General features: G+C 72.2%; 17 protein-coding genes, 1 tRNA gene and 1 pseudogene. 7 read left to right on the top strand and 12 right to left on the bottom strand.

Annotation, left to right across the window (positions count from 1 at the left end; genetic code table 11):
- Window positions 1-4 precede the first annotated feature (4 nt).
- Window positions 5-1086, top strand: a pseudogene (locus ACLJQM_RS16990) (aldo/keto reductase).
- Here ACLJQM_RS16990 and ACLJQM_RS16985 read toward each other — a convergent pair.
- A complete protein-coding gene (locus ACLJQM_RS16985; protein WP_360765611.1) occupies window positions 1080-1304 on the bottom strand; it encodes a hypothetical protein in 225 nt (74 codons plus the stop codon). The pseudogene ACLJQM_RS16990 and the gene ACLJQM_RS16985 overlap by 7 nt on opposite strands.
- A gap of 506 nt (window positions 1305-1810) precedes the next feature.
- Window positions 1811-2728, bottom strand: a complete 918-nt coding sequence (locus ACLJQM_RS16980; protein WP_410631988.1) for a helix-turn-helix domain-containing protein — start codon at window positions 2726-2728, stop codon at window positions 1811-1813.
- Window positions 2729-2798: 70 nt separating this feature from the next.
- Here ACLJQM_RS16980 and ACLJQM_RS16975 point away from each other — a divergent pair, with 70 nt between their 5' ends.
- Window positions 2799-3746, top strand: coding sequence for a saccharopine dehydrogenase NADP-binding domain-containing protein (locus tag ACLJQM_RS16975; protein WP_410631987.1), 948 nt, complete (start codon window positions 2799-2801; stop codon window positions 3744-3746).
- Here ACLJQM_RS16975 and ACLJQM_RS16970 read toward each other — a convergent pair.
- Window positions 3739-4659, bottom strand: a complete 921-nt coding sequence (locus ACLJQM_RS16970; protein WP_410631986.1) for an AraC family transcriptional regulator — start codon at window positions 4657-4659, stop codon at window positions 3739-3741. The two genes, ACLJQM_RS16975 and ACLJQM_RS16970, sit on opposite strands and share 8 nt — an antisense overlap.
- Before the next feature lie 84 nt (window positions 4660-4743).
- Between ACLJQM_RS16970 and ACLJQM_RS16965 the strand changes: the two genes are divergently transcribed.
- The gene (locus ACLJQM_RS16965) at window positions 4744-5592 is read left to right on the top strand and encodes an NAD(P)H-binding protein (RefSeq protein ID WP_410631984.1); all 849 of its coding nucleotides are present in this window, start codon (window positions 4744-4746) and stop codon (window positions 5590-5592) included.
- Window positions 5593-5713: 121 nt separating this feature from the next.
- Here the strand turns inward: ACLJQM_RS16965 and ACLJQM_RS16960 are convergent.
- A tRNA-Leu gene (locus ACLJQM_RS16960) sits at window positions 5714-5787 on the bottom strand.
- A gap of 99 nt (window positions 5788-5886) precedes the next feature.
- Here ACLJQM_RS16960 and ACLJQM_RS16955 point away from each other — a divergent pair.
- Entirely contained in the window at window positions 5887-6108 is a 222-nt protein-coding gene (locus ACLJQM_RS16955) for a DUF3618 domain-containing protein (protein WP_086864478.1), read from the top strand.
- 4 nt (window positions 6109-6112) lie between these two features.
- Here the strand turns inward: ACLJQM_RS16955 and ACLJQM_RS16950 are convergent, their stop codons facing one another.
- Both ACLJQM_RS16950 and ACLJQM_RS16945 read right to left on the bottom strand, forming a co-directional pair.
- Complete coding sequence (locus ACLJQM_RS16950; RefSeq protein WP_247025538.1) at window positions 6113-6550, bottom strand: hypothetical protein; 438 nt, start codon at window positions 6548-6550, stop codon at window positions 6113-6115.
- A gap of 192 nt (window positions 6551-6742) precedes the next feature.
- Window positions 6743-7342 carry a TetR/AcrR family transcriptional regulator gene (locus ACLJQM_RS16945; RefSeq protein WP_247019285.1) on the bottom strand — a complete coding sequence of 200 codons (600 nt, stop codon included), beginning with the start codon at window positions 7340-7342 and terminating at the stop codon, window positions 6743-6745.
- 72 nt (window positions 7343-7414) lie between these two features.
- Here ACLJQM_RS16945 and ACLJQM_RS16940 point away from each other — a divergent pair, with 72 nt between their 5' ends.
- A complete protein-coding gene (locus ACLJQM_RS16940) occupies window positions 7415-8872 on the top strand; it encodes a flavin-containing monooxygenase (RefSeq protein ID WP_247019287.1) in 1458 nt (485 codons plus the stop codon).
- Window positions 8873-8930: 58 nt separating this feature from the next.
- On the opposite strand, the gene ACLJQM_RS16935 is transcribed toward ACLJQM_RS16940, so the two are convergent.
- The 3 genes from ACLJQM_RS16935 to ACLJQM_RS16925 form a co-directional block, all read right to left on the bottom strand.
- A complete protein-coding gene (locus ACLJQM_RS16935; RefSeq protein WP_247019289.1) occupies window positions 8931-9401 on the bottom strand; it encodes a helix-turn-helix domain-containing protein in 471 nt (156 codons plus the stop codon).
- Between the two features lie 195 nt (window positions 9402-9596).
- Entirely contained in the window at window positions 9597-11258 is a 1662-nt protein-coding gene (locus ACLJQM_RS16930; RefSeq protein ID WP_410631983.1) for an LCP family protein, read from the bottom strand.
- Window positions 11259-11401: 143 nt separating this feature from the next.
- Window positions 11402-13552, bottom strand: a complete 2151-nt coding sequence (locus ACLJQM_RS16925; protein ID WP_410631982.1) for a phospholipase — start codon at window positions 13550-13552, stop codon at window positions 11402-11404.
- A gap of 166 nt (window positions 13553-13718) precedes the next feature.
- On the opposite strand from ACLJQM_RS16925, the gene ACLJQM_RS16920 reads away from it, so the two are divergent.
- Window positions 13719-14642: a hypothetical protein gene (locus ACLJQM_RS16920; protein ID WP_410631981.1), complete on the top strand. Its 924-nt coding sequence runs from the start codon at window positions 13719-13721 to the stop codon at window positions 14640-14642.
- Here ACLJQM_RS16920 and ACLJQM_RS16915 read toward each other — a convergent pair.
- Window positions 14620-15834: a sensor domain-containing diguanylate cyclase gene (locus tag ACLJQM_RS16915; RefSeq protein ID WP_247019296.1), complete on the bottom strand. Its 1215-nt coding sequence runs from the start codon at window positions 15832-15834 to the stop codon at window positions 14620-14622. The genes ACLJQM_RS16920 and ACLJQM_RS16915 overlap by 23 nt on opposite strands.
- Before the next feature lie 545 nt (window positions 15835-16379).
- Window positions 16380-17594 (bottom strand): MFS transporter, encoded by a 1215-nt coding sequence (locus ACLJQM_RS16910; protein ID WP_281506235.1) that lies wholly within the window; start codon window positions 17592-17594, stop codon window positions 16380-16382.
- Window positions 17595-17978: 384 nt separating this feature from the next.
- Between ACLJQM_RS16910 and ACLJQM_RS16905 the strand changes: the two genes are divergently transcribed.
- A complete protein-coding gene (locus tag ACLJQM_RS16905) occupies window positions 17979-18878 on the top strand; it encodes an SDR family NAD(P)-dependent oxidoreductase (protein ID WP_410631980.1) in 900 nt (299 codons plus the stop codon).
- Window positions 18879-18981: 103 nt separating this feature from the next.
- Here ACLJQM_RS16905 and ACLJQM_RS16900 read toward each other — a convergent pair whose 3' ends face one another.
- Entirely contained in the window at window positions 18982-20838 is a 1857-nt protein-coding gene (locus ACLJQM_RS16900) for an AMP-dependent synthetase/ligase (protein WP_247019300.1), read from the bottom strand.
- Window positions 20839-20945: the final 107 nt, after the last annotated feature.

Genomic DNA, 20945 nt, shown 5'->3' with positions numbered 1-20945 from the left:
TTTCGTGCCACTCGACCACTACGTCACCCTCGGCCGGTCCGGCCTCCGCGTCAGCCCCTTCGCCCTGGGCGCCATGACCTTCGGCGAGGACCCCGGTGGCGCCGGCTGCGGCGTCGAGGAGTCCGAAAAGATCCTCGCGACCTACCTCGACCACGGCGGCAATTTCGTCGACACCGCGAACTTCTACACCAACGGCCACTCCGAAAAGATCCTCGGCGACTTCTTCGCCGCGCACCCCGGCCGCCGCGAGCGCGTCGTGCTGGCGTCGAAGTTCTTCGGCAACATGTTCCCCGGCGACCCCAACGGCGGCGGCGCCGGCCGCGGGTCGATCACCGCCCAGCTCGACGAGTCGCTCCGGCGGCTGCGGACCGACCACCTCGACCTGTACTGGCTGCACAACTGGGACCGCCACACGCCGGTCGAGGAAACGATGCGGACCCTCGACGACCTCGTGCGCGCGGGCAAGATCCGGTACGTCGGCTTCTCCAACACCCCGGCGTGGGTGACCGCGCAGGCCCACACGACGGCGCTGCTGCGGGGCTGGACGCCGCTGATCGCGCTGCAGGTCGAGTACTCGCTGCTGGCGCGGACCGTCGAAGGCGAACTCGCGCCGTTCGCGCTCGACCAGGGCCTCGCCTGACGCCGTGGAGCCCGCTGAAGAACGGCTTCCTGTCGGGCAAGTACCGGCGCGGCACCGACGTCACCGACTCGGCCCGCGCGGCCTTCGTCGGCGGCCCGTCCGAAGCGGAGTTCGCCGTGATCGAGGCCGTCGCCGGGATCGCGGACGAACTCGGGACGACGTCGGCGGCGGTGTCACTGGCGTGGCTGCTGGCCCGGCCCGGCACGGTGGTCCCGATCGTCGGCGCGCGGCGGCGGGAGCACCTGACCGGCAACCTCGCGGCGCTGGACGTCACGCTGTCGCCGGCTCAGCTCGCGACGCTGGACGAGGTCTCGGCGCCCACTTTGGACTACCCCGCCCCGATGCACGGCGCCCAGCGGGCGATGCTGCAGTTCGCGGGCACGACGGTCGACGGCGAACCGTCCACTGTGTACCCGCCGTTGCTGCAGAGCGACGTGCGCTACTGACCTTTCACGCGGGCGAGGACGTCGTCGAGGGCACGGCGCACGCGCTCCGGATCTCGTACGGCCGTCCGGAACTGCTCGTTGATCCCACCGGGCGTCTCGTGCTTGCGGGCCAGCTCGCCGAGGGTGCCGTCGAACCCGGCCAGGGTGCGGCCGAGTTCGCCGAAGACGTGGGCGAGGTAGCCGTCGGCGTCCGCGGGGGTGACACCGTGTTCGGCCATCCAGCCGCGATCGTCGCGAGCTGGTCCAGGTGCGCGGCGAAGGTCGCGGTGGCGGCGCCGAAGGTGGCCAGGGTCGGTTCGTCCGCCGGCACGACGACGTCGCCGACGCGCTCGAACAGGGCACGGGCGACGACGTCGTCCGGGTACATCGCGGTGCGGCTCGCCCGGCGGCTCGCGGTCGGCAGCGGGATGGACCGGACGATCCGCTCCGCTGGGGCGACCAGGACGCGCAGCTCGTCGAGCGCGACGGCGCTCACGACGACGTGTTCGGGGCAGATACGAGCCCGACCGGCTGTTCCAGGCCCAGGAGCGGCCCGCGGGCACCCCCACCGCTCCCTGGGGGGCGTCCCTCGTCCAGCGTATCGGGCCCGGCCGACAAAACCGGTGGATCGGGGCCGCGGCGGCGAGGTTGTCCACAGCGGCGCTCGGATGTGGACAATTCGGGCTACGCACGGGAATCTTCTGCGCCGGAGTGAAGGCAAAGGACCGCGAGCGGGCGGCGAACCCTAACCGCGGAACGTGCGGCGGTAGGTGTCCGGGGGTACGCCGATCGCGCGGTTGAAGTGGCGGCGCAACGTCGTCGCCGTGCCCATGCCGACCGCCTCCGCGATGGACTCGACGCCGTTGTCGGTGTTCTCCAGCAGCTCCTGTGCGCGGCGGATGCGCTGGGTGAGCAGCCACTGCAACGGCGTCGTGCCGGTCGCCGCGCGGAAGTGGCGGCCCAGGTGGCGGGAGCTCATGTTGGCCTGGCGGGCCAGGTCCTCGACGGTCAGCGGCCGGTCGAGGCGGGCGGTGATCCACGGGAGCAGCGCCGAGAGCGGGTGGTCGTCGCGCGTGGGGACCGGGGCCGCGACGAACTGGGCCTGGCCGCCCGCGCGGTGCGGTGGCACGACCAGGCGGCGGGCGACCGCGTTCGCGACCGACGGGCCGTGGTCGGCGCGCACCAGGTGCAGGCACAGGTCCATCGCCGCGGCCTTGCCGGCGGATGTCAGCACCTGGCCGTTGTCGACGTAGAGCACGTCCGGGTCCACCGTCACCCGCGGGTAGCGGGCCGCGAGGACGTCGGTGTGCGCCCAGTGCGTGGTCGCGCGCAACCCGTCGAGCAGGCCGGCGGCGGCCAGCACGAACGCGCCCGTGCAGAGCGACGCCACCCGTGCACCCCGCGCGTGGGCCGCGCGCACCGCGTCGACGAGGCCGGCGGGCGGGGCCGCGTCGACGTCGGCCCACCCCGGCACGAGCACCGTGTCCGCCCGCGCCAGCCGGTCCAGGCCGTCGTCGGGTTCGAGCAGGAAGCGGCCGACCCGCACGGGCTCGTTGCCGCACAACGCGAAGTCGTAGCGGGGGTTCTCGCCGAACACCTCGGTGGCGATCGTCAGCTCGAACGAGAGCATCCCGTCGGTGGCGGCGAGCGCGACAGCGTGCATGTCCGAAAGTGTACGCATCACGTCGTTCCGGACACTGTCGCCGGCGAACCAAGGTCGCGAGGATTGCTTCATGACTTCGGTACTGGTTTACGGCGCTTACGGACTCACCGGCCGCTTCGTGGTGGCCGAGCTGCGCGAGCGCGGCTTCACCCCGGCCCTTTCCGGGCGCGACGCGGCGAAGCTGCCGGGCGGGCGGCCCGCGTCGGTCGACGACCCGGCCGCCCTCGACCGCGCGCTCGACGGCGTCGCGGCGGTGATCAACTGCGCCGGCCCGTTCGCCGCGACGGCGCTCCCGCTGGCCTCGGCGGCGATCCGCGCCGGCATTCCCTACGTCGACGTCGCCGCGGAGATCGAAGCCAACCTCGACACCTTCGCGCTCGCCGCCGACACCGTGGTGGTGCCCGCGATGGCGTTCTTCGGCGGCCTGGGCGACCTGCTGGCCACGGCGGCGATGGGCGACTGGCCGTCGGCCGGCGAGGTGCACGTCGCCTACGGGCTGAGCGGCTGGCACCCGACGCCAGGCACCCTCGCGGCCGGCCAGGTGTCCCGCGAGCGCCGCGGCGGCAAGCGCGTCCGGTTCGCGGGCGGCCGGCTGGAGCACCGCGACGACGCCCTGCCGTCACTGGAGTGGAGCTTCCCCGAGCCGCTCGGTACGCGGCCGGTGCTCGGCGAGTTCTCGATGGCCGACATCGTGACGATCCCGCGGCACCTGGCGGTCCCTTCGGTGACGTCGTACATGACGGTCGACGCGGCGCAGGGCCTGGCGGCGGCCGCCGAGCGCGACGCGGCGGAGACGTTCGTGGTGGACGTCCGGGTGCGGCGTGGTGCCGAGGAACGCCGGGCCGTCGCGCACGGGCAGGACATCTACGCGGTCAGCGCGCCGCTCGCGGTGGAGGCGGTCGAGCGGATCCTCACCGGGCGGGCGCGGGTGAAGGGCGTCGCGTCGGCGGGGGAGATCTTCGACGCGCCGGACTTCCTGCGGGCGCTGGCGCCGCACATCACCGTCGAATTCAGCTGAGCGAGCGGTAGCCGCCGGGGGTGGTCGCGTACTCGCGGCGGAAGGCTTTGGCGAAGGCGAACGCCGACCCGTAGCCGACGGCCGAGGCCACCTGCGCCAGCGGACGGTCGGTCTCGCGGAGCAGCCGCGCGGCCGTCGTCATGCGCCAGCGGGTGAGGTAGGTCAGCGGCGGTTCGCCGACCAGCGCGGTGAACCGGCGCGCGAACGCGGCCCGGGACAGCCCGGCCGCGGCGCCGAGCTGCTCGACGGTCCACGCCCGGGCCGGTTCGCCGTGGATGGCGGCCAGCGCCCGCGCCGTCACCGGGTCGGCGAGCGCGCCCGACCACCCGGGCGCGCCTGCGGTCTCGCTCAGCCAGGCGCGGAGCATGTAGACGAGCAGCGCGTCGACCAGCGACGGCGCGACCACGGCGGCACCGGGCGGGTGCGCGGCGAGTTCGTCGCGCAGGAGCCCGACCATCGCGCGCAGCCCGGGGTGGCGCCCCGGCGCGGCGGGCAGGTGCACGACCTCGGGCAGGTCCCGCAGGAGCGGGTGCGGCCGGTGGCGCCGCAGCCGGTACGCGCCGCAGACGATCGTCGCGCGGGAGCCGGGACCCGGCAGCGAGACGCGGCCGAAGGGGGTGGCCGGCGACGGCCGTTCGGGCCGGAAGGCGACCTGGGGCGTGCCGGGTGCGGACGTCATCGCGTGCGGGACGCCGCGGCCGAGCAGGACGACGTCACCGGGACCGAGCTCGACCGGCTCGAAGCCGGGGCCGCCGGGCAGCGGGGTCAGCCAGGACGTGCCGTCGAGGACGACGTGGAACGCGGCTCCCGTGGTGTGGTCGAAGCGCAGGCCCCACGGCGCGTGCGCCTCGGTGTGGGCCGCGACCGGGGTGCCGGCGCGCAGCGCGGTGAGCACGTCCGCGAGAACGTCCATGGGCTCACCCTAGCGAGACGATCGGACAACACAACGCGCTTTTCAGCCATTCTGCGTCTCGTTCTCCGGGCCTAGCTTGGGGGCATGACGGTTTGGGTCGAAGGAGCGACGGGCAAGGCGGGCCGGCGCGTGGTGGCCGCGTTGACGGCGGCGGGGGTGCCGGTGCGGGCCGCGAGCCGCCACCCGGGTGCGGCGCGGGGTCCGGTGACCCCGGTGCGGTTCGACTGGTACGACGAGACGACGTGGGCCCCGGCGCTCGGCGACGCCGGCACGCTGTTCGTCAAGGGGCTGGACAGCGACGACGGTGCCGCCGCGCTGGTCGCGCGGTTCCTCGCCGCGTCGCAGGCCGGGCGGGTGGTGCTGATGTCGGCGGCGGGGGTCGACCGGACGCCGGACCACGCGCCGCGCCGGGCGGTCGAGCTGGCGGTGCAGCGGTCCGGCAAGCGCTGGACCGTGCTGCGGCCGAACTGGTTCCTGCAGAACTTCGACGAGGACGAGTGGGTGTTCGCGAAGGCGCTTCGCGAGACTGGCGAGCTGTACGCGGGGAGTGGCCGGGCCGGGTTCACCGACACGCGCGACCTCGCCGACGCGGCGGCGGCGGTCTTGACGTCGCCGGGGCACGACGGCCGCGGCTACACGATCACCGGGCCGGCGGCGCTGACGTTCGGGGAGGTGGCGCGGGTGCTGGCGGAGACGTCGGGGCGGCCGATCCGGCTCCGGGACGTGACGCCGGCGGAGCACCGGGAGCACTTCGCGAAGTCCGGGCGTCCCGAGGCGTGGGTCGACCACATGCTGCACCTGTTCGAGCTGGTGCGAGCGGGCGCGTTCGCCGCGGTCACCGACGACTTCCGGCGGCTTACGGGGAACGAACCCCGCACGTTGGCGGCGTACGCCGAGGAGAAATGGGCGCCGGCGGCAGTCAGCCCGAGGTGACCACGGCGGGGGTCCGGGGGCGAAGCCCGCCGGGCGGGGTCCGGGGTTGCACCCCCAGAAGACACGACGAGCGAGTCCGGCGAAGGCGCGAAGCGCCGAGCAGGACTGACCAACGAGCGAGTGGGCCCGGAGAGACTCGAACTCTCACTGGCATGGACCTAAACCATGTGCCTCTGCCAATTGGGCTACGGGCCCCCAGCACGGGGAAGCGTAGCGTGCGGCGTGGCCCGTGCGGGAGCGGTGGGGCGGTCGACTAAGTTGGGGCTCGGAAGACCCATGCGGCGAGGAGGAAACGTGGCTCGCGACCCCGAGACGATCGAGCGTGAGATCGAGCAGGCCAGGACCGCTCTGGCGGCGACGCTCGACCAGCTGACCGTCAAGGCCGACCCCAAGAAGCTCGCCGACGCGGCCAAGGACGGCGTGCGCGCCAAGCTGGACAACCCCAAGGTGAAGTACCCGCTGATCGGTGGCGGGATCCTGGTGCTCGTCCTGCTGGTGCGCAAGCTCCTCAAGTAGCGGCTCAGGCCTGGTTGGCCGGCGCCTTGCTCTCCGTGGCGGGCGCCGGCTCGGCCGGGGCCTTGCGGTCCTCGACCGCCTTCGGGAGCTGCTTGCTCGGGGGCAGCTGCGGCTTCTTGTCCGCGACCTCCGGGACCTGCGCGGCCTCCGTGGTCTGCTGCTTCGGCACGCTGCCCGGCGGCGGGACCTCGAGCGGCGGGAGCTTCGGGAGCGTCAGCCGCGCGGTCATGTACGCGCTCGTGAAGTCCAGCGCGCTGCCGTTGAGCAGGTGCACCACCGTTGCCTTGCCGTCGACCGCGAGCTCCTCGACCAGCTGGTCGGCCCGGTCACGGGCCGCGATGATGCCGGGTGCCCGCGCGGTCAGCTCCTTGCCCTGGCCGCTGACCGTGATCGTCCAGTCGGCGTCCTCTTGAACGTACGTCGCCGTGATCGCTTCCACCATCTGCCTCACGCCCCTCTCATGCCTTCACAACCGTGACGCGGTCGCCGCGATTCCATGACGCGGTACCGCGCCCCCTCTCGGCCGTGAAGGTCCAGCACACTTTCTACCGTGTCTTCAGTACCGTAGAGCAACTCTGTGTCACAGGACACGACAGCAGTGAGTAACGACCGAATGGCCTAATGCACTTGCAGGCTACCGTGCACGGTGCTGCAAGCCGCTCCACAGCACGTCCATAGCGTATTCGGTGGCCGTCTCGGGGTTCACCTCATCGTGTTTCTCGCACCAGATCGCGAGCCGTTCGCACGCCCCGACCACGAATTCCGCGGCCGCTTCGGCCCGCAGGTCGTCGCCGCTGTCGAAGTAGCCGCTCATCAACGCGGCGATCAGGTCGGTCTGCTGGCGGCGGGTCTCCTCGACCTCGTCCGCGGCAGGCGTGCCGATCAGCGCCATTTCGTGGCGCAGCAGCGACCACGCCTGGCGCCGCTCGCGGATGAAGACGAAGAAGGCGAGCAGGCCGCGGCGCAGCGCGTCCTCGGCCGTCGCCGCGCCGACCGTCGCCTGCTCGGTGACCTCGCGCAGGATCGACCGCGACTCGCGGATGCAGGCCAGCAGCAGGCCTTCCTTCGAGTTGAAGTACTCGTAGAGCATCGGCTTCGAGACGCCCACCAGTTCGGCGATCTCGTCCATCGACGCCGCCGCGTAGCCGCGTGCCGCGAAAACCTCTTCGGCGACCTCGACCATCTGCCGCATCCGCTCGGCCCGGGGCATGCGCTTGCGCTTCGCGGTCGTCATGGGCAACACTCTACCGGCAGTAACCTACTCTGAGTAAGATGGACGACGAGTAACAGGCAACGGGAGGGCGCCATGGGCAACCGCACGGAAACCGGGGTCGTCATCGTCGGGACCGGCTTCTCCGGTCTCGGCATGGCGATCCAGCTGCGCAAGGAGGGGCGCGACGACTTCGTCATCCTCGAAAAGGCGCAGGACGTCGGCGGCACCTGGCGCGACAACAGCTACCCGGGGTGCGCCTGCGACATCCCGTCGCACATGTACTCGTTCTCCTTCGAGCAGAACCCGGGCTGGTCGCGGGCCTACTCGCCGCAGCCGGAAATCTGGCGCTACATGCGCGAGGTCGCCGACAAGTACGACCTGCGCCGCTTCGTCCGGTTCGGCCAGGAGATGACCGGCGCCCGCTGGGACGCCGAGGGCAACCGCTGGCACGTCGCCACGAGGGGCGGCGACGAGTTCGTGGGGAACGCCCTGGTCGCCGGGGTCGGCGCGCTGCACCTGCCGATGGTCCCGGACCTGCCGGGCATCGAGAAGTTCGCGGGCCCGGCCTACCACTCCGCGCAGTGGCGCCACGACGTCGACCTCGAGGGCAAGAAGGTCGCCGTCATCGGCACCGGCGCCAGCGCGGTCCAGTTCGTGCCGAAGATCGCGCCCGAGGTGGCCGAGCTGACGCTGTTCCAGCGGACGCCGCCGTGGATCATGCCCAAGGCCGACCACGAGATGTCCGGGCGCACCCGCGCGCTGTTCAGGGCGTTCCCGCCGGCCCAGCGCGCCTACCGGAACCTGCTCTACTGGCTGCTCGAAGCGCGCGCGATCGGCTTCAACGGCCAGTCGTGGGTGATGAAGCTGGGCCAGCGCCTGGCCAAGCGGAACATCGACCGCGCGATCAGCGACCCGACCTTACGCCGTAAGGTCACGCCGGACTACACCATGGGCTGCAAGCGCGTGCTCATCTCCAACGAGTACTACCCGGCGCTGGCGCGGGACAACGTCGACGTCGTCACCGACGGCGTGCGGGAGGTGCGCGAACGCAGCGTCGTCGACGCGGCGGGGGTCGAGCACGAGGCCGACGTCATCATCTACGGCACCGGCTTCCACGTCACCGACGCCTTCGACGACCTGGAGATCGTCGGCCGCGACGGGCGCAACCTCGGCAAGGAGTGGGCGACCGAGGGGATGCGGACGCACCTGGGGATCACCGTCGCGGGCTTCCCGAACCTGTTCTTCCTGCTCGGCCCGAACACCGGGCTCGGGCACAACTCGGTCGTGTTCATGATCGAGGCCCAGATCTCCTACGTCGCGGAGGCGCTGCGGCTGGCCCGGGGCCGGGCGATCGAGCCGAAGCCCGAGGTGCAGGAGCGGTTCAACACCGACATCCAGCGCAAGCTGGCGAAGGGCATCTGGACGCGCGGCGGCTGCAAGAGCTGGTACCTCGACGCCAAGGGCGTCAACCGCACGATCTGGCCGGGCTTCACCTGGCGCTACTGGCTGGACACCCGGAAGGTGCGGCGCGAAGACTTCCTGGTCGGCTGAGGGCCGTGGGTGTTCAGGGCGGTTCTGACCGCCCTGAACACCCACGACCGGGCAGGGACTAGCGGGAGACGTAGCGGCGGAGGCCGGCGATCAGCTCGACGGTCGGCAGCTCGCAGAGCTCGGCCATGCGCTCCAGCGCGGGCAGGTCGAGCGCCACCTCGGCGGCGCCGTGCTCGCCCGACTGGCGCAGCCGGTCCTCGGCCCAGCGGCGCAGGGGGAGCAGTTCGGGGGACTCGTCGGCGACGACCTTGCGCAGGTCGACGCGGACCCGGCCGGGCTCGTCGACGAACACGCGGCGGTGCACCTTCGCCAGCAGGTCCTGGGGCAGCTCGTCCATCGCGACGCACAGCTCGACCAGGCGCACGACGGAGCACTGTCTCGTGCCCAGTTCGTAGGTGGCCAGCGTCTGCAGCGAAATCTCGCTCTGCAGGTGCTGGTTGAGCTCCTTGCGCGTCCAGCCCCGGCTGCGCCGGAGCTTCCGGAGCTCGTCCCCGAGTATCCGCTGGTACTCCTCGCCGTCGATCAGCACATCAATTTCCCCTGCCGTGCGCTCCCGCGGCACCCGTACGGTTGTGACAACTTTCCCGTGCAGGTGCACCCTCACGTGTATGTAAGTGCGCAGGAGCCCGACCCTTACGCGAATTCGCGCATGTCTTTGATACCGATTGCGCGAGTTAGGCCGAACGGGTTAACGCCGGCTCGCTCACCGGCGCATTCCCGGGGGTCAGTTGACGCAGGGAACGCCCTCGGCCGTGATCGGCTTCTCCGCGTCGGCGGGCGGCGCGGCGGCCTGGGACGGCGCGCTCGAGGAAGCACCGGCACCGGCGCCCGAGTTCGCGTCGGAGGTGGCGCCCTGGAAGTCGGCGCCGAGGAAGACCAGCACGTGACCGGCCTGGACGCTCTTGTCCTCCTGGATCGTCGGCGAGCCGCCCAGGGCGTCCGCGACGGCCTGGCCCTTGTCCTTGCCGCCCTTCGGCACCCAGATGACCGTCGTCTTGCGCGAGGTCGCGTTCGCCGTGTCGCCGGAGGTGAAGCCCTTGCCTTCGAGGGTCTTGGCGACGCTCGCGGCCAGGCCGGTCTTGCCGGAGGCGTTGCGGACGTCGACCGTGGTCGCCTTGTTGGCGGGGTCGGCCTGCGGCGCGGGCGGCTGCGAAGTCTGGCCGGGCTGCGGCCCGGCGAGGCTCTGCACGAACTGCTTGACCTCGGTGGGGTCGACCTGGATGGCGACGCCGTCCTCGGGGGTCCGGTACTCGACGTTCTTCACCGGGATGGTCCGGAACTCGAGCTGGCCGCCGGTCAGGCCCTTCATCTGCTGGGCGAACCCGAAGATGTCCCAGTTCTGGTTGAGCACGACCGACTTCTTGATGGCGTCGATCAGGTCGTTGAGCTTGCCGGGGTTGGTCAGCGTGCCCGCCGAGAGCACCTTGCGGGCCATGCCGGCCATGAAGACCTGCTGCCGGACGACCCGGTCGAGGTCGCCGTTGGGCAGGCCGTGGCGCTGGCGGACGAACTCGAGCGCCTCGACGCCGGAGATCGTGTGCCGGCCCTTGCTGAAGTTCGCCCCCGAGTACTGGTCCTTGACGTTGTCGTTCAGGCAGACGTCGACGCCGCCGATGGCCTTGGTGATGTCGCTGAAGCCGAGCAGGTTGACCGCGGCGTAGTTGTCGATGGTCGACCCGGTGAGCTTCTCGATCGTCTGGATCAGCTCCTTCGCCCCGGCCTGGTTGGCCTTGACGTCGAGCTCCTTCGGGTCGGTGACGCCCTGCTTCTGCAGGTCCTTGCGGGCCGCGAGCATCGCGCGGGCGTACGCCGAGTTGATCTTGTGCTTGCCGTAGCCGGGGATGTCGACGTAGGAGTCGCGCGGCAGGGACATCGCGACGGCCTTGCTGCCGTCGTTCGGGATGTGCACGAAGATGAGCGAGTCGGTGTTGAGCTCGCCGTCGGACTCGCCGGCGCGCAGCTCGTCGAGCACCTCGCGCGGCAGGGGGTTGCCCTGGGCGTCGGTGCGGCTGTCCAGGCCGACCAGCAGGATGTCGCGGGCGCCGTCGGCCGGCTTGTCGCCGCCGGCGTCGTCGCTGATCACGTTCGCGTAGTTCAGCCCGTTGACCAGGCCCTGCATGGCCGCCCACGCGTACCCGGTCAGGCCCATCACCAGCAGTGAGACGACGGCCAGCGCGATCTTCGCGCCGCGGAAGGAGTTGCGTCGGCCCCGCGCGACCGGGCGCGGCTGGGGGCGGCGCGGCGCAGGAGCGGGACGGCGGGCGTCCACGGGTTCGCGGCGGGGCGCCGGGCGGCGGGACGGCGGTGGGGTGCGCCGGCCCGGCTCGTCCTGCCAGGGCCGGGCGGGGCGGCGGTCGCCTTGCCCGTTCCGCGGCGGGTGATCCACGCGGGCGACTCCTCACTGCTTCGATCGGTGGTCCTGGGGTTGGGACGCATGGTGCCTGCCCCGGGTTGCCGTAGCGTTACACATCCCCCCACGAATGTGTCATGCACCACCCAGTTTCCCGCAGGACCGGCGCTTTCGCCTGGTCAGGAAGCCGCACCCGCCGGACGTCCGGCCGGCAGCAGCGTGCCGGCCGCGGCGAGCAGGGCGAACGCCGCCGTCACGGCGTGCAGGGTGACGCCGAGGAAGCCGGGCGTGCCGCCGTCCGCGGCGAACAGCAGCGAGGGCGCGCAGGCCAGCGCCGTGGCCAGCCAGGTGCCGGTCGCCGCGCCCGCGCCGATCCGGATCGTGTGCAGCAGGAAGACCCCGAGGAGCAGGTGCACCAGGCTCTGGATCGGGTCGAGCCGCAGGCCGAGCAGGTCGGCGTCGGCGGCCACCCCGCCGAACCGGGTCAGCGCGAAGCCGAACACGCCGAGCATCGCGTAGCCGATGCCGAGCACGGCCGCGGCCCGCGTGAGCACTGCCGTCCGGCGGCCGGGGAGCTCGGCCGCGCGAGGTGCTCGTGCACCGTGGCTGTGCCGCTCGAACCACCAGAAGACCACGGTCGCGGGCACCGCGAGCAGCCCGACCGCGACCAGCGTCCGCGGCCGGATCAGCCAGCTCAGGCCGTCGGCGATCCGCCCCGGCAGGTAGACGACGGCGACGAGCAGCAGCATCGCGGCGAGGAACGCCAGGTAGAGGCTCATCGGCGCGCGCAGGACGAACCGGCAGGCGGTGGCGACGCCGGGACGGCGGCCGAGGCGCGCCAGCGGGCCGGCGAGGAGCCCGAGCAGGCCCAGCTGGACCAGGCCGAGCAGCAGCACGCCCCACGGCGGCGCCGACAACGCCGCCGGGGCGCCCGGGCTGCCGAGCAGGACAGGTGGTCCGGCCCGCAGGACGCTCGCCACGACGAGGCCCGCCACCCCGGTCGCGGTGGCCGCGGCGAGCAGCCGTCGTGCCGGGCGTACGCCGTCGGCGTGGGCGAAGGCGAGCTGCTGGGCGAGGAGCGCGAGGGCGAACGTCGCCGCGTAGCGGGGCAGCGGCGAACCCACGGCGTCCGCGAGCACCTCGCCGCCGACGACCAGCGCGAGCAGGACGGCGGCCGCGCTCACCGGCGCCCGGCGGTGCAGGGCCAGCAGCGCGGGCGCGCAGACGATCGTCAGCAGGTAGACCCCGAGCAGCCAGAGCGGGTGCAGCGCGATCCGCATGACCGTGGCCGTCGTGCCGGCCGGGATGCCGAGCAGTTCGAGCGCGAGCGGCGTCAGCAGCGCGACGACGGCGAAGATCAGCGCCGGGCGGAGCAGCGGGCTGGCGCGTTCGGCCAGGAAGTGGCGGTAGCCGCCGCCGGCTTCCTGCTCGGCGCGCCAGCCGGCGGCGTTGGCGTGGCCGCCGGCGAAGAAGATCAGCGGGGTGAGCTGGGTGAGCCAGGTGAGCGGCCACCACGCCGTCTCGGCGGCGCCCGCCCAGTGCGCGAGCGCCGTCACCGACTCGCCGAGGAGCAGCAGGACGACCCCGCCGGCGCCGAGCAGCGCCCACCGGCTGACGTCGGCGGGGGTGGCGGGGGCCGGCCGCCGTGGTTCGCGGCGGGTGCGCAGCCAGCCGCGCAGCCGGAACACCAGCAGGCAGGCGATCACGAGCACGCCGGCGACCATCGGCCCGATCGGGTCGCCGACCGGCGGGCCCCAGCGCTGGTGCCACGAGTTGACGACCAGGCCCGCCGAGTAGAACGACGCGACCACCCGGCAGGTGAGCGCGGAGTTCATCGGGTTGAGGTCGCAGGCGTGGTGCATGTCGTAGGAGAGCCGGTCGTCGAGCGCCTCCCGGACCTCCGGGCCGAGCGGGTGGCCCTTGCGGTCGGCGTAGCGCAGCAGGTCGTAGCCGAGGTCGTGCGCCTTGCACGGCACGGCGTAGTCCCACTTGGTGTTGTCGTCGCCCCACGGCGTCGAGCAGCCGCCGTCGACGTGGACCGCGCGGACGGTCCCGTCGCGCGCCGGCAGCGCGCCCGGGGTGACGCCGCTGAGCGCGGTGAAGTCCTTCGGCAGCAGGGCCAGCGCGTCGGGGTGCGGGCCGGGGTGCACGAGCGCCTCGACGGCGTTCTGCGCGGCGAGCACGTCCCCGGTCGGCGGCCCCTGGTCGGGCGGCGACGGCGGGCGCGAGGCGATCAGCCCGAACGCGAAGACGACCAGCAGCACCAGCAGCAACCACCCGGACGTCGACCAGGGTCGGCGACGGCGCGGCGGCTCGGGGGCGGCTGGCATGGGTCCAGGGTGCCAGCCCGCCGGCGGGGCCGACATGGGGACAACCCCAGTGCCGCGGCGCGGGTTTCCCCTAAGCTGCCCGATCGGCCGCCCGATTTCCTCTTCCCCGCGCGTACCCGGGTCGGTGACGCTGTCCCCGGGGGCGCGGTGACCAGGAGGGCGTGCGGTGAGCTCGACCGATCCCGGAGTACCGGTGGAGAACGCGGTCCGCGCCTTGCGCCGGCTGGCCCCCGGCGCGCTGGTGCGCCGGCCGCGGAGCCCGGAGCTGCGCGCGCTGGCGCGGGCGTTGCGGTCGCTCGCACCGCGCGAGCTGGCCCGGACGTGCCCGGACGCGGTGGCGCGGGTGGTGCTGGCCGGGCAGCTCGATGCGATCGGCCGGGCGATGACGGGGTGGTACGGCTCGGCGGGTCCGGAGGCGGCTCGGCTGGTGCGGGCGGCGCGGTACAGCCGGCGGTTCGGGCGGGCCGGGCCGCTGCGGGAGCGGTTGCGGGCCGAGCCGGGCCTGCGCGCGGCGGCGTTGGGGTGGGCCGAAGCGAGCGGCTGCCGGTTGTTGGTGGACGAGCTGCTGGGAGCGCCGCTGGTGCCGAGGGTGGAGGACGGACGGCAGGCGGCGGAGCTGGTGGTGGCTGCTGTGCTGCCGCAGGTGGAGCTGCGTGACCTGGGGCCAGGCGGCCCGGCGCCGGGCAGAGTGGCCGGCGCCGGGCCGGGCGGCGGTGACCGGGCCGGTGCCGGGCTCGAAGTTCGGGCGCTGCACCTCGGTGAACTCGGCTTCCGCGTCGACATCGAGGCCGATCCCCCCGTCGACCTCGCTCGCGACGACGGCGGCCTGACCCTGCGCGCCCTCTGGTGGAACGGGCTCGGCCGCGTCGCCGACGACCTCGGCCACGAGTACCTCCTGCTCGCCAAGGACCCGGCCGGGACCGGAACGGTCCGGCACTGGTGTCACCCGCGGCCCGCGGCCGGGGCCCGGGTGCTGCGGCTCGAGTCCGGCGGCTACCGCGGTGAGCTGCTGCGGCTCGATCCCTCCGCCGCCCGGACCTGCGCCGACGTCCTCGTCAAGCTCGAGCTCACGGTGCGGCTGGCGGCGTGAGCGTGTCCGGGGCGAAGCAGACCTGGTCGCGGCCGTTCTCCTTGGCCAGGTAGACCGCCGCGTCCGCGGACTGGAGGAGGCGCTCCAGGGTGTCGCCGTGGCGGGGGTGGCGGGCCACGCCGATCGAAGTGGTCCGGTCCGCGATCGTCGCCGGGTCGCCGCGCTTGTCCGTGGTCACGATGTGCAACTTGGCAATCGCGACGCGTATCCGTTCGGCCGCGTCCCAGGTGGCCTCTTCGTCGATGTCCGGGAGCAGAATGAGGAATTCCTCACCGCCGAAACGGCCGACCAAGTCGCTCGGTCTCGTCACTTCGTCCAGCGTTTGCGCAACGGTGCGGAGCACGTCGTCGCCCGCCGGATGTCCATAGGTGTCGTTAATCCACTTGAAGTGGTCGAGATCGACCATCAGGAGCGCCAGCTGATCACTCGATCGAGCGGTCCGTTCCAGTGCCCGCTCCGCCGACTCCGACCAGCCGCGCATGTTGAGAATGCCCGTTTTCGGGTCGGTCCGGACGTCGTTCTGGAGCTGGTCGAGTTCCGCGAGCCGATTGAAGACCACGGTGGCGACCGCCATCACCACGACCATCGGCGGGACGACGGCGAGCAGAATCGCGGTCACCGCGCCGAGGCCGACAGTGATCGCTTCGAGCATGTTGTCGGCCGGGCTGCCCAGGACGTTACGCAGGGTCGGCTCGGAGGACATGCCGAGCGCGAGTGCCCCGCCGACGTAGACGATCTGGATCGCCTCGTAGATCGCGGCGGTGACGACGATGGCGCCGAACTCGGCGAGGAAGTCGTCCCAGCCGGTGCCCAGGAAATGGGGGCCGAGCGCGGTGTAGGTGAGGTGCGCGAGCACCGCCGCGAGACCGTGCGTGATCGACGAGAAAATGAAGTTGTGGGCCGGGCGGCGGGCGATGAACCAATGCTGGAGCCGGACGACGAAGATGACGAGCAACGTCAGCGGAACCGGGAGGATCATCGCCGCGGAAAAAGTCCACACGGCGGTGAGGTCGATCAGCACCGTCTTTTTGCGGTTGCGGCGCCGTTCTTCCTGCCGTTGGGTCAGCTGAATGTGCACCGTCGCGCCTGCCGCGAGGATTCCGAAATTCAGCCAATCGCGGGAAACGAGCGCCTGTGAATAGGCGAGCGAAACCGCGAGAACGGCGATGGCCAATCCCTCGCTGCCCAGCATGAACGCGATGACGCGGGGACGTCGCCGCCAGAGCGCCCAGTTCCGCGGCGAGTACGGGTGGTCGCGCCGGACCGTCCCGGGTGGACCACCGGGCGTGGTCGGCTGGTCCGGCTGTTCGTGCGGCGACGGCGGCCGCGGCCGGTCGCCGCCGGCCGGTTCGCCGCCGCCGGTCGCGGCGTCGTCTGGTCCGGGATGCAATTGGTCACCTCCTTTCCAGCCTACTTCGGGTGTTGAGTAATCTCATCGGTACCTGCCAGAGTGTTCACACATTCCGTCGGCGGGTACCATCCCACTGCAACGGAACTGCCGAGTCCTCGGTGGAACTGCCGGGAACGCGGACCAAAAGCATCTTCAGGCTCCCCACACGGAGGTGGCACCGTTGACCAACCGCGATCTCTGATGCGCCGTCGAATTGTCCTCCCCGATTACCCAGAGAGGTGGCGACCATGCGCAACCGCGACCTGTGACCGCCTGAATACCATTCATGATCTTGACCGCACGGAGAGGTGGCTCCCGATGGCCAACCGTGACCTCTGAACCCCGGCTCATGACGGCCGCGGTTCCCGTTCGGCACCGCCGACCCGGCGCCAGGCGAACCCGACCGGCACGGCCAGCAGCAGTCCCACCGCACCGGCGAGCGCGATCGTCGCGTTCGCGGAGCCGAGCCACTGGGCGACCAGCCCGCCGATGCCGACGCCCACACCCTGGGCGACGCGCAGCCCGGTCCGGTACAGCCCGCCGGCGCTGCCCCGGATGTCGTTGGGCACCCACGTGATGAACGTGGCGGACACCGTGATGACGTACGCGCCGGTCGCACCGGCCAGCGCGAGCAGGACCAGCGCGAGCGCCAGGTTCGGGTGCAGCGCGAACGCCGCGAGCGCGGCCAGCGGCAACGCGGCCAGCACACCCAGCAGCTTGCGGCGGTGCTCGGTGGAGACGAACCGCGACAGCAGGAACGTCCCGAGCACGAACCCCAGCGGATCGGCGGCCAGCAGCCAGCCGACCGCCTGGTCACCCGCGCCCAGCTGCGCGGCGAGCGGCGCGGCGAGGCCCTCCGGGATCACCGCCAGGCCGACCAGCCAGGACAGGTAGAGCAGCACCCGCAGCCGTTCGTCGCCGAAAACCTGCCTCACGGCGCCGAACCACGGGGCGTTCCCGTTCCCCGCGGCCGGGCGCCGCAGCATCATCAGCCGCACCACGGCGGCGGCGACCAGGAACGTCAGCGCGTCGATCGCCAGCGCCCACGACGTCCCGATGCCGGTGACCAGCAGCCCGCCCGCGGCGAGGCCGGCCAGCATGGCCGTGTTGTTCGTGATCCCGCGCAGGTCCTGGCTCTGCAGGTAGACGTCGTCGTCGGCGAAGATCTCCCGGCCGAGCGCGTTCTGCGCCGCGTTGCACGGCGCGTTCGCCAGCCGCGCGAAGACGAACAGGACGAACAGCCAGGCCATCGGCATCCCGGGCACGGCCATCAGCCCGATCAGCACGGCCTGCGCGAGCGAGCCGGTCGCCAGCACCGCCCGGCGGGGGAACCGGTCGGCGAGCTGGGAGAGGCCGAGCCCGCCGGCGAGCGCGGGCAGGAACGTCAGCGAGTAGACGACGGCCGACAGCAGCGGCGAGCCGGTCCGGTCGAAGATCAGGATGGCGAGGGCGACGATGGTCAGCTGGTCGCCGAGCATCGACTGGGTTTCGGCGAACCACAGCGCGCGGAACTCGCGGTTGGCCAGGACGGCCCGCAGCCGCGGCGTCGCGCGCGTCGTCACCTCGTAACCACCGTCCCCCGATCGAGTGAATATGGACCGTCCGCATTGTGCCTCGCCAGTGACGGCCCCGTCCGGGGGAGTCACCGCTGACCTCCCGGAAGCACGAACAGTATGGCGCCGATTACGCGCCGATGTCCTCGGAACGGGCGGCACTCACCCCGTCGAGGGGCGATCGGGTCACACACCCGAAGAGGCGGCGGACGGTGGCTGTGACCGGCCCGCGGGTACCTCCGGACTGATCGAACCGGATTCGCTCGGCGCAGGGCGGCCGCCGCTCGTCGTCGGGGCGCTGCCCCGCTGGGCCGGATGGGCCAAGACTGGACCCAGAGCCGGCCGGGGTGGACGGGACGCGCGCCGCCGGCGCCGCAGAGCGGGGAGTGGACGATGGACGGGTTGATGCAGGGCAAGGCGGTCGTGGTGACCGGCGCCGGGCGGGGCCTCGGCGAGGCGTTCGCGGTGCACGTGGCCCGCGCGGGCGGCGCGGTGGTGGTCAACGACGTCGACGCCGAGCTCGCCGAGCGCACGGCGGCGAACATCCGGACGCACGGCGGCCGGGCCGTCGCCAGCGGGCACAGCGTGGCCGACGCGGGGCAGGCCCAGGAGATCGTCGACCTCTGCGTCAAGGAGTTCGGCGGGATCGACGGGCTGGTCAACAACGCCGGGCTGAACTACGAGGCCCTGCCCTGGGAGGACGACGCCGAGCAGGCGCGCGAGCTCGTCGCCGTCAACGTCATGGGCGTGGTGAACACCGGGCTGGCCGCGATCAAGGCGATGGTCGGCGCGGGCACCGGCGGCTCGATCGTCAACATCTCGTCGGGCGCCTCGCTCGGGCAGCGCAAGCTCGGCGTGTACGCGGCGAGCAAGGGCGCGGTCGCGTCGCTGACCTACTCCTGGGCGCTCGACCTCGAGGAGCACGACATCCGCGTGAACGCCGTCTGCCCGCTCGCGCACACGCGCATGGTGTGGAAGTCCGAGCGCTCCCTGCGCGCGTGCCCACCGGACCGCACGCCGGCGCGGATCGCCCCGGTCGTGCTGTTCCTGCTCGGCGACGGCTCGCACGGCATCACCGGCCAGATGATCCGGTGCAACGGCCCGCAGCTGCACGTCATGGGCCAGCCGTTCCTCAAGCAGCCGATCCTCGAGCGGCCGGTGTGGGACACCGAGACCGTGCAGAAGGCCTTCGACGAGGTGTTCTCCGCCCACTTGGAGAACTACGGCCTGGAGAAGCGCGTGCCGCCGAGGCTGCGCAAGTGGACGGAGTCGACCTCACCCCGCACCGCCTGAGGGCCGCACTTTCACGTGAAAGTGCGGACCTGGGGCTCGCACTTTCACGTGAAAGTGCGAGCCCTGGGGGCGGAGCTTTCGTAGGGAAAGTGCGGCGGGGTGGTCAGGCGCCGGCGGCCGGCTCCGGGTCGCGGGTTGCCGCGTACAGGGCCTCGATGTTCGTCGAGTAGCGGTCGTTGATGACCCGGCGCTTGAGCTTGAGCGTCGGGGTCAGCTCGCCCGACTCGGGCGTCCACGCCTTCGGGAGCACGTGGTAGCGCTTGATCTGCTCGATCCGCGCCAGCCGGCTGTTCGCCGACTCGACCGCGCGCTCCAGTTCCGCGCGGACCGCCGGGTGCGAAGCCAGCTCCTCCGGCGTCGCCTCGACGCCGTTGGCCGCGGCCCAGCCGGGGGCGATTTCGTCGTCGAGGACGATCAGGGCCGTCACGTACGGGCGGTCGTCGCCGATCGCGACCGCCTGGCCGATCAGCGGGTGCTCCTTGAGCAGGCCCTCGATCCTCGTCGGCGCGATGTTCTTGCCGCTCGAGGTGATGATCAGTTCCTTCTTGCGGTCGGTGATCGTCACGAAGCCGTCTTCGTCGATCGTGCCGATGTCGCCGGTCGCGTACCAGCCGTCCGCGTCGGTGGCGTCGGCGATCGTGCCGTCCTCCTGCAGGTAGCCGAGGAAGACGATCGGGCCGCGGACCAGCAGCTCGCCGTCGTCGGCGACCTTCACCTCGACGCCGTCGAGGGGCTTGCCCACCGAACCCGCGCGGAAGTCCGTGCTCGAGTTCGACGTCGCCGCGCCGGTGGTCTCCGACAGGCCCCAGACCTCGCAGATCTCGACGCCGAGGCCGGCCAGGAAGTAGATGATCTCCACCGGCAGGGCGGCCGCGCCGCTCGAGGCGACCAGGAGCTTGTCGAGGCCGAGCAGGCCGCGGACCGGCGCCAGTGCGGCTTCGTCGGTCTGGCGGATCTTCTCGGCGAGTTCGGCCGGTACCTCCTGGCCGGCGCTGCGCAGCTTGTAGCCCTGCTGCAGCAGCTCGTTCGCCTGCAGCAGCGCCGTGCGCCGGTCTTCGGGGACGCTGCCGAGCATGTTCTTGAGGCCGGCGACCATCTTCTCCCACACGCGCGGGACGCCGAAGAAGCTCTGCGGGTGCACCTGGCCGAGCGCGCCGGCGACCGCGGTCGGGTCGGCGAGGGTGTGCACGTGGCCGGCCCACACGATCGGCAGGTACACCGACAGCTCGCGCTCGGCGATGTGCGCGAGCGGCAGGTACGCGATGTTCGTCGCGTGCATCGGCGGGTGGTGCAGCTCGGTGACCGCGTACGCCTGGTGGATCGCGTTGCGGTGCGAGAGCACGACGCCCTTCGGGTCGCCGGTGGTGCCCGAGGTGTAGATCATCGACAGCGGGTCGTCCGGCTTGATGTCCTGCCACGACCGCTCGAACGCCTCGGGGTCGGCGGCAAGCGCTTCCCGGCCCCAGCTCCGGAGGTCGGCGAGGGAGACGAACCGGCCGTCGCCTTCGGGGATCGCGGTTTCGTCCATCACGACGATGCGGCGCAGCGCCGGGAGGTCGTCGAGCACCGGGCGCCAGCGCGCCAGCTCGGTCTCGCCGCCGAGCACGACGACCGGGGCCGCGCTGTGCCGCGCGACGAACCGGATCTGGTCCGGGCTGAGCGTGGCGTAGGCGGTGCACGGGATCGAGGACAGGTGCGTCGCGGCGAGGTCGGCGATGATGTGGTCGGGACAGCCGGGCGCCATGATCAGCATGCGGTCACCCGCGGCGAGCCCGAGCCCGGCGAGGCCGCGGGACACCTCCGCGATCGCCGTGCGGAATTCCAGCCAGCTCAGCGTCGGCCGGCCTTCGAGGTCGAGCGAAGTGATCGCCGGCAGGTCCGGGTAGTCGACCGCGTTGCGGTGCAACAGCCGCGGGATCGTCTGGCCTTCGGTCTGCTCGGCGACGGACGGGGTGGTCAACGCTGGCCTCCTCGGTGCTCCGGATGGCCACACTGTAGGGGCTCCCGGCCGAGGTGGATAGAGAATCGCGGCCAGGTCAACCGTCGCCGTCGAACCGGACATCCCGG

It is taken from the genome of Amycolatopsis sp. cmx-4-83, assembly GCF_046548815.1.
Taxonomy (GTDB): Bacteria; Actinomycetota; Actinomycetes; order Mycobacteriales; family Pseudonocardiaceae; genus Amycolatopsis; species Amycolatopsis pretoriensis_A.
Note: the sequence above shows the minus strand (reverse complement) of the source record. Positions and strands in the feature narration are given on the sequence as shown.

Coding starts and splice junctions, on each gene's coding strand:
- ACLJQM_RS16945 (WP_247019285.1), bottom strand. CDS start 7,342: ATGACGACCGCGAAGCGCAAGCGCATGCCCCGGGCCGAGCGGATGCGG.
- ACLJQM_RS16915 (WP_247019296.1), bottom strand. CDS start 15,834: ATGCTGGGCAGCGAGGGATTGGCCATCGCCGTTCTCGCGGTTTCGCTC.
- ACLJQM_RS16985 (WP_360765611.1), bottom strand. CDS start 1,304: ATGGCCGAACACGGTGTCACCCCCGCGGACGCCGACGGCTACCTCGCC.
- ACLJQM_RS16925 (WP_410631982.1), bottom strand. CDS start 13,552: ATGCCAGCCGCCCCCGAGCCGCCGCGCCGTCGCCGACCCTGGTCGACG.
- ACLJQM_RS16975 (WP_410631987.1), top strand. CDS start 2,799: ATGACTTCGGTACTGGTTTACGGCGCTTACGGACTCACCGGCCGCTTC.
- ACLJQM_RS16950 (WP_247025538.1), bottom strand. CDS start 6,550: ATGGTGGAAGCGATCACGGCGACGTACGTTCAAGAGGACGCCGACTGG.
- ACLJQM_RS16965 (WP_410631984.1), top strand. CDS start 4,744: ATGACGGTTTGGGTCGAAGGAGCGACGGGCAAGGCGGGCCGGCGCGTG.
- ACLJQM_RS16940 (WP_247019287.1), top strand. CDS start 7,415: ATGGGCAACCGCACGGAAACCGGGGTCGTCATCGTCGGGACCGGCTTC.
- ACLJQM_RS16905 (WP_410631980.1), top strand. CDS start 17,979: ATGGACGGGTTGATGCAGGGCAAGGCGGTCGTGGTGACCGGCGCCGGG.
- ACLJQM_RS16970 (WP_410631986.1), bottom strand. CDS start 4,659: ATGGACGTTCTCGCGGACGTGCTCACCGCGCTGCGCGCCGGCACCCCG.
- ACLJQM_RS16980 (WP_410631988.1), bottom strand. CDS start 2,728: ATGCACGCTGTCGCGCTCGCCGCCACCGACGGGATGCTCTCGTTCGAG.